At 70.4% G+C, this 7,056-nt stretch carries 7 protein-coding genes; 3 read left to right on the top strand and 4 right to left on the bottom strand.

Features of this window, described 5'->3' with window-relative positions:
- Positions 1 to 103 precede the first annotated feature (103 nt).
- Both ABZ861_RS26870 and ABZ861_RS26865 read left to right on the top strand, forming a co-directional pair.
- Complete coding sequence (locus ABZ861_RS26870; protein ID WP_361634983.1) at positions 104 to 700, top strand: NUDIX hydrolase; 597 nt, start codon at positions 104 to 106, stop codon at positions 698 to 700.
- Between the two features lie 60 nt (positions 701 to 760).
- Positions 761 to 1,810 (top strand): hypothetical protein, encoded by a 1,050-nt coding sequence (locus ABZ861_RS26865; protein WP_361634980.1) that lies wholly within the window; start codon positions 761 to 763, stop codon positions 1,808 to 1,810.
- A gap of 893 nt (positions 1,811 to 2,703) precedes the next feature.
- Here ABZ861_RS26865 and ABZ861_RS26860 read toward each other — a convergent pair.
- From ABZ861_RS26860 to ABZ861_RS26850, 3 genes are all read right to left on the bottom strand, one after another.
- Positions 2,704 to 3,597 (bottom strand): hypothetical protein, encoded by an 894-nt coding sequence (locus tag ABZ861_RS26860; protein ID WP_361634978.1) that lies wholly within the window; start codon positions 3,595 to 3,597, stop codon positions 2,704 to 2,706.
- Positions 3,598 to 3,953: 356 nt separating this feature from the next.
- On the bottom strand, positions 3,954 to 4,370 hold the full coding sequence (locus ABZ861_RS26855) for a hypothetical protein (RefSeq protein ID WP_361634975.1): 417 nt from the start codon (positions 4,368 to 4,370) through the stop codon (positions 3,954 to 3,956).
- 4 nt (positions 4,371 to 4,374) lie between these two features.
- A complete protein-coding gene (locus ABZ861_RS26850) occupies positions 4,375 to 4,875 on the bottom strand; it encodes an HIT family protein (protein ID WP_361634972.1) in 501 nt (166 codons plus the stop codon).
- 713 nt (positions 4,876 to 5,588) lie between these two features.
- Between ABZ861_RS26850 and ABZ861_RS26845 the strand changes: the two genes are divergently transcribed.
- Entirely contained in the window at positions 5,589 to 6,536 is a 948-nt protein-coding gene (locus tag ABZ861_RS26845; protein WP_361634969.1) for an ATP-dependent DNA ligase, read from the top strand.
- 97 nt (positions 6,537 to 6,633) lie between these two features.
- Here the strand turns inward: ABZ861_RS26845 and ABZ861_RS26840 are convergent, their stop codons facing one another.
- The gene (locus ABZ861_RS26840; RefSeq protein WP_361635010.1) at positions 6,634 to 6,957 is read right to left on the bottom strand and encodes a GNAT family N-acetyltransferase; all 324 of its coding nucleotides are present in this window, start codon (positions 6,955 to 6,957) and stop codon (positions 6,634 to 6,636) included.
- Positions 6,958 to 7,056 lie beyond the last annotated feature (99 nt).

The raw sequence follows: 7,056 nt of genomic DNA, 5'->3' as shown, positions 1-7,056 counted from the left end.
CGTCTGGTGTCCCGCCGACTTTGGCCCGAACCCGCGACCCCGGCTCTGGACGTCACTCTCCCCGAAGCGCCATCAGGCGCTTAGTTCAGAGAAGGTCCTCAGCGTGCAACTGTGGGAGGACCTCCTGGTCCACCACGGCCTCACCCGGGAATCGGTCACGGCTCTCGACTCCCCGACGGCGGACAACGCGGTCTCCTACCGGCTGTACACGGTCCGCCGTCCGGACCGCGTGCCCAGCCGTCCCCGCACCAGCGCACCGCCGCCGCCGAACACCGCCCTGGGAGTCGGGGTGATCGTGCACGGCCCGGACGGCATCCTGCTCGGCCGGCACCGGCGCCGTACCTGGGAGCTCGCCGGCGGGACCGTCGAGCCGGGCGAGAGCTTCGCCGAGGCCGCCGTCCGCGAGCTCTTCGAGGAGGCCGGCCTCGTGGCCGAGCCCGACGACGCGGAGGTACTGGGCACGCTCCTGGACCGGGTGGGCGACGTCGTCCGGCTGACGGCGCCCGTCCTGATCACCCGCTGGTCCGGCATTCCCCAACAACGAGAGGAGGCCATCGGATCCTGGCGTTTCTGGCCCCTTGCCGCGCTGCCCCAGCCGCTGTTCGTGCCCAGCGCCCAGTGCCTGGCCGCCTGGAACCCCGTCCTCCCGCTCGATCACCCGCCCGCCCACTTCCAGCCGTACGCCTCCCCCGGTCGGTAGCCCGACGCCGTCCCCCTCCCGCTACCGCGTTCAACAGAAAGGGACCGCACTCCGCGCAGCGTGCCCGAGGACCTGGCCGCCGCCTTGGAGCGGGCCGGGCTGAACTGGAGCGCGGTGCCCGCCCACGAGCAGGCGCAGATCCTCCACCTGATCACCGAGGCCGGCACCACGGAGATCCGGGCCGGGCGCGTCACCGCCGCCGTGGCCGCGGTCGCCGCGCGGACGGGGACGGCAACCCTCCGGCCGTCGGGGCCCGCCACGGCGGCGGGCCCGGACGGCTTTCCCGACTGGAGCCGGGCCGCACACGCGGCGGCCCCCGTCCCGGACGCGGCCGTCACGGCGGCGTGGCGGGCCTTGAACTACCTGTGTGCCGCCCAGCTGTACCTGAACGACAACGTGCTGGCCGGGCGGCCTCTGCGGGTCGAGGACGTGAAGGAGGCGCCGAGCGGCCACTGGGGGGTGTGCCCGCCGGTGAACTGCATGCTCGCGCACCTGGGGCCGCTCATCGCGGGGCGGCCCTCGGGCAGCGAGGTCCTCGTCGTCCATGGCGCCGGGCACGCCGGGCCCTCCGCTCTGGCTCACGCCTACTTGACGAGGAGCCTCACCCTGACCGGCAACGGACCGGGCTGGTCCGCTGCAGACGTCCGGGCGCTCGCCGCGGGCTTCCCGCACACCCGTGCCTACGGCGGGGAGATCACCCCGCTGATCCGCGGCGTGCGCTACACCGGCGGCCAGCTCGGTCCGGCGCTCGCCGTCGCCCAGGGCATGGTCCTGGACGCCCCGCACCGTCTGGTGGTCGCGCTGCTCGGCGACGGGGAGCTGGAGACCGGCGCCGCCGCCGCGGCGTGGACCGCGCGGCGGGCGCTGCTCGACTCCGGGCTGCACGGCGCGGTGCTGCCCGCCGTCCTGGCCAACGGACTGCGGATGGGCGGCCCCTCGCTCCTGTCCGGGCTGGGCGAGGCCGAGCTGCGCGCGTACTTCACCGGCCTGGGCTACGAGCCGTTCCTGCACGACGGCTCGGACACGGCCGGCTTCCGAACGGTCCTGTCCGAGGTGTTCGCCGGGCTGCGACCCTCGGGGCCGACCGCCCCCAACCGATCCTCATTCTGACCATGCCCAAGGGCGCGACCGGCCCCGAGCAGGTCGCCGGACGCCGGATCGCCGGGACCCCGGCCGTCCACAAGACCCCGCTGAAGGACCCCCCCGCACGAGGCTGCCCGGCTGTCCGCGGTCGGTGAACAGCGAGGCGGGATCGTAGGAGGCCAGCCAGGCGGCGAGAGCGTCGAACTCCTCCCGGTTGCGGGCGAGGTCCGCGACCGCGCGGCCGAGGCCGCCGTACGGCTCCTTGCCACCGACCGGACCGCGGGCCGGGACCGCTCGGTCGACGGCAAGGACGGCTTCCGCGGCGCCGTCACCCTCGACGACGCCTTCCTGCCGCTCCTCGCCAACCCGGCCGTGCTGCCCACGCTCGTCGCCCTGCTCAGCCCCGACATCCACCTGCTGTCGAGCAACCTGATCACCATGCCCTCGCTCCCCGACGAGGAGCGCACCATCCGCGTCCCGGCGCGGCACGGCTGGCACCGCGACATGTCCTCCACCGTGGCCGACCTCGGCATCGAGCACACGCCCCGTCTGGCGATCAAGGCGGCGTACTTCCTCACCGCCCCGGGCCCGGACGCCGGGCTCACCATGTTCGTGCCCGGCAGCCACACCCGCACCGGCCCCGTCACCGTCCCCCAGGGGGACATCGACCCGCCCGGCGCAGTCCCCCCGGACATCGGCCCCCACGACGTGGTCCTCTTCGAGAACCGCGCAAGGCGCTCGCCCGTTCTGAGAACGTCACCACCTTGCCTATCAGGGCCCGCGCGGCCCCTGACCGACCGCACCGGCAGGCCCAGCCGCCTCGCGGGACACCGCCCGCTGCGCTCGGCCCGCACCCGAGCTGACTGCCCTCGCCTTAGAAGAGAGCTGTCGGCCCCCGCGGTCTTCCGAGTCCTTGCGGTTCAACGCCGTGGACGGGTACGTGCCTGCTCAGCGTGGGATATGTGCTCACGTGTCGGCGCCGGTGCTGCTGGCCGCCCGGCTGACGCGGGCCTGGTGGGCGTGGTCTGCGTTTCGACTCGGGCACGCAGCTCGGCGAAGAGACCGGCCATGCGCCGGGCATGGGGCAGGGGGTCCGGCCGCGGATGCGCCCACTCGCTGCCGGGGAAAAGACGCGCGCGGCCGGGGAACGCGCCCAGCAGCTCCGTGAATTGTTGATCGCACCAGGAGGGCACCCAGGACCCCGACCGGCACAGGAACACGGCGTCGAACGGCGCGGACACCGCCCCTCCGTCATCGACGGCCGTGTGCAGAGGGATCATGGGCGGATGGGAGTCGCCATGCGGGCGCCAGGCCGGGTAGGTGAGGGCGAGCCGGCTGCCCTTGGCGTAGTGGACGAGCATCCAGTCCTCGCACGAGAACTCTCCCAACTCTGCCCACTCCTTGAAGGACGCCGGCCCGTGCTCATGAGGATATCCGCTGTCGTGATGGGCGTCGAAGAGGTGCACATCCCGCCACGCGGTGACCTCCACATCGAACAAGGCGTAGTGGCGAGGGGTGAGTCGGCCCGCGTGAAGATTCGAGTCGGCGTAGAACAGGGGTGTGTCGCTGGTGAAGCTGAACCGCTCCCAGAAACGCTCGTACCCCTCGCAGCGGGGAGGCTCAATGCCGGCCTGCAGGAAACTCTCCGCGCGGACGGGCCAGACGGCCTCGCGCAGCCAGTGGTTCTCCCCGTGGGCCCAGTCGTACAACCCCTGATGGCCGCGGTGCGGGGCGGGGAGCCCCTCGAAGGGATTGTGGAAGAAGAAGTCGAAGTCGACCACGAGCAGTCGGCCCCGCGGCTCCTGTGACACCACGCCCTCTCCCTCCGTGCCCGACGGCGGCTCGACGCCTCTTCTCTCAGCCCACCCTAACGGGGCCGTCGGGCGACGAAGGCCTCAGACCGGAGAAGCGTCCACAGCGGCCGCCGGTGACCCGCAGCGGGGGCCAGTCGGACGCTGCTGGGCGATGGCCCGGGCACGACACTGACCTGGTCCGGCCTGAGCACGCTCGCCGTGCACCACACCACCTAAGTCGAGATCCCGCTGGCCGTCACTGGGTCATCTGACATCGACTCGGCTTCCGCTAGATCTGCGAGAGACAGGACGGTTCCGCTACTCGTTGGGACGCTGCCAGCGGATGAACCAGATCAACTACGTCCCCGGAGGCTCAGCTACAGCCCATGGGGATGATCTGCGCGAAGTTCGAGTGCAATCCGCGTCGCCGCAGAAAAGATTGCAGAGGCGTACACGAGGGGGAACGGGAAATGCGACGGGATAATCCAGAGAAAGGCGGCGGCCGCCGCCACGGCAGAAACCGAGGCAACAGCGGACTTCTTATCGTGAGGGAACAGGAGCCAGGGGAGGGGGATCAGGCAGATTGTGCCAAGTAGTCTCAATCCTGCTGCAGGTGACCCAAGCAGCCAGAATATCGCTATCTCCGCGTACCGCAGAGACAGGAAGCAGGAAATTGCGGTGGCACATATCAGGGCTGCTGTGAGACCGCCCTTGAAAGATCTCCGCCGTACGCCGAACACGGTTCCACACACGGCGCTCGCGGCCGCGGATGCCGCGTACAAGTAGCTCGTCACCAGCTCATCCCTTCGCAACATTCTGCGTCCAAAGCTCGGGATTACAGTTTGGAACGGCGCGTCGTATTCCACCGCGAGGATCCTCGACATCTCCAAAACGTCGCGGGATAACATGAATGTGGAGGTGATCCACGGTTCTTCCGGCCGCCCGCCCTTCGTTCACGCCGATGGTGAAGCCGTCGATGCGGCGCTCCTCCATCAGGCGTCTACTCGCGGTCCCGATGAGAGCATAAGCGTCCCTTACTTCCCTGGCGGTCAAATCGAAGAGTGACTCCACATGGCGCTTGGGAACGACTTCCACATGGCCTTCAGTAGCCGGGAAATTGTCATAACGGACGTAAAAAGTCCGGTTCTGCTGCATGATCTTGTTCAGCCGGGGCTGGCGCCATTGACAGAATAAACATGCCGAATCGACTTCCACTCCGGAGCTAAAACGAGATCGACGGCTCAACTTCCTGAATAACGAGCCGATTTCACGCTCGGCGTTCGCCGGTTCCTGAACCATCGTTCTTTCCGGCCTTTCCAGCGCTAGTGTCCACGGTCCCGTGTGTCACGATGCCGAGACGGACTGCGGAGTGCCCGCAAGGGCGACTCTGCGAGTCGCGTTGGCAGCTTACGCGGTCGACACGGCCTCCGAGACGGTTCCGTGGGCCCTCTTCCCGGCGCGCGAGACTCGTTAGCATATACGCCGATTTGACTCTGTGTTTCCTTTTGGCCGTGGAGGGCTGCAATGCAGCAGCGTTTTGGGACGTACTGGCCGTGCTGCGCCGCGCGCGCACGGGGACGGAGGCGCTCTGAGACCGTGAGAGGGAGTTCTGGCAGGCGTTGTCCTGCGTGCCTCGTCTCCGCTTGTCGGAGTCGGCCTCGTCTGGGAGGTGAAGGAATTCACGGGCATGCGTCTTCCTGATGAGCGCAGTTGGATTCAGCGCATCGGCTCACCGTGCTGGGTCAGTGACAGCGCGGGCCGTCTTCTCGGCCTCCGCGGTCAGACGGCATCCGCCGCGCAGCTCACCGGCCGCGGCCGCCGCCTCGGCCATCGCGGCCCGCACTCGCGCCCGCGCAGCCGGAGCGGCGAGAGACGGGCGATCTTCCGCGCCTCCGCCGGCGCCCGTCGCGCACGCAGGCAGGAGGCGCGCAGCCAAAGGGAGCTGTGCCCCCGGTCCATGGAGCGCGCCGGTAAGACGACCGATCTATCCTGAAGCCCCGCAGGAGGTCCCGGTGCCGCCCTTTCCTCTGCCCGCCGCGCTCGCTCTCGCTCGTGCGGTCACCGCCGTCCCCGAGTCGCCGGGTGTTTCGCTCGAACCGAAGTGGGACGGCTGGAGATGCCAGATCCACACCGCGACGCGGCGGGTGTGGAGTCGGCACGGCACCGACCTGTCCAGCCAGTTCTCCGACGTCGCAGACGCAGCAGCCCGCCTGCCGGACGCCGTCCTCGACGGAGAACTCGTCGCGGTGCTCGACGACGGCTCCGGCGTCAGCTTCGATCGGCTGCAGAGCCGAGCCGGCCGTCGGGGCCCGCGCCGCGGCGCCGACTTCGCCGTCCACGTCGCCGTCTTCGACGTCCTCGCAGTCGGCGGCGCGGACTGGCGGCCCCGCTCGTACGTCGAGCGTCGCGCCCAGCTTCTGCGGCTGCTCGGGAACGGGCCGGCCGTCCTGCGCGCGGTCCCCACCACCCACGTTCGCGGAGAAGCCCTGGAGTGGGTGGGGGCGCTGGCGGGCGTGGAGGGCGTCGTGGGCAAACACACCGGCGCGCCGTACGTCGCCGGCCTCTCCTCTGGGTGGGTGAAGTGGCGCCAGCGCCACACCACCGAGGCAGTGATCATGGGGGTGACCGGAGCGACGTCGGCGGCGCAGGCCCTCGTGCTGGGCCGGCCGGCGGCCGGCCGGATGCGGGCGGTGGGGGTGAGCCTGCCGCTCGCTCAGCGGGTGCGCCTGGCCGTGGCGCCGCTCCTGCACGCCGCCGGCGCCGAGACACGCCTGCTGCCCGGAACGGTGGGCGGCCTGCCCGGCGCTGATCCGGTGAGGTTCCTGCCGGTCAGACCGGAGGTCGTGGTGGAGATCGAGGTCGACCAGTCCAGGCTCGAGTTCGGGCGCTACCGGCACCGCCCACGGGTGCTGCGGGTACGCGGCGACCTCTCGCCGGACCTCCTTCACGACGGTCAGTGACCGGCGGGAGCTGGTCCTCTCCTTGACGAACGGCGCTCACCGGCATTGCCGGCCGACCTGATTGCGATCGGCCGGTTCCGCCGGGGCGGTCCTCTTGCTAGCGCGGTGAGCTGCTGCCGAGGGCCTTGGTCATGGCCCGGTTGACTCGCTGGTCGCGTCCAGCGACATAGGAGGGGCAGGGCACGTCACCGGTGCGGTGGTGAAGGGCCGAGGCGGCGGCGGCGTTGTAACGCCCGGTCTCCAGCATGGTCCGTGTGGCCCCGCGGCTGGCAGCATGCCGCTCGAGGTGGTCGAGGAGGTATCGGGCGATTCCCTGGCCGCGGGCGACGCTGGAGACGTACATGCGTTTGATCTCCGCGGGGTGATCGGTGCGGAGGCGTACGCCTCCGCACCCGACCGCCTCTTCACCGACGTAGGAGATGAGGACCGGGCCAGCGGGCGGGTCGAAGTCCGTCTCGGGGTGGCGCCCGGGTCGTCGGCAAAGCCATGCAGGCCGATTTGTTCAGCGCGCAGAGCCTGA

The organism is Streptomyces sp. NPDC046985, assembly GCF_040644415.1.
GTDB lineage: Bacteria > Actinomycetota > Actinomycetes > Streptomycetales > Streptomycetaceae > Streptomyces.
Note: the sequence above shows the minus strand (reverse complement) of the source record. Positions and strands in the feature narration are given on the sequence as shown.

Bases quoted from the DNA above. Each gene is read 5' to 3' on its own strand.
- ABZ861_RS26850 (WP_361634972.1), bottom strand. From the start codon at position 4,875: ATGGTTCAGGAACCGGCGAACGCCGAGCGTGAAATCGGCTCGTTATTC.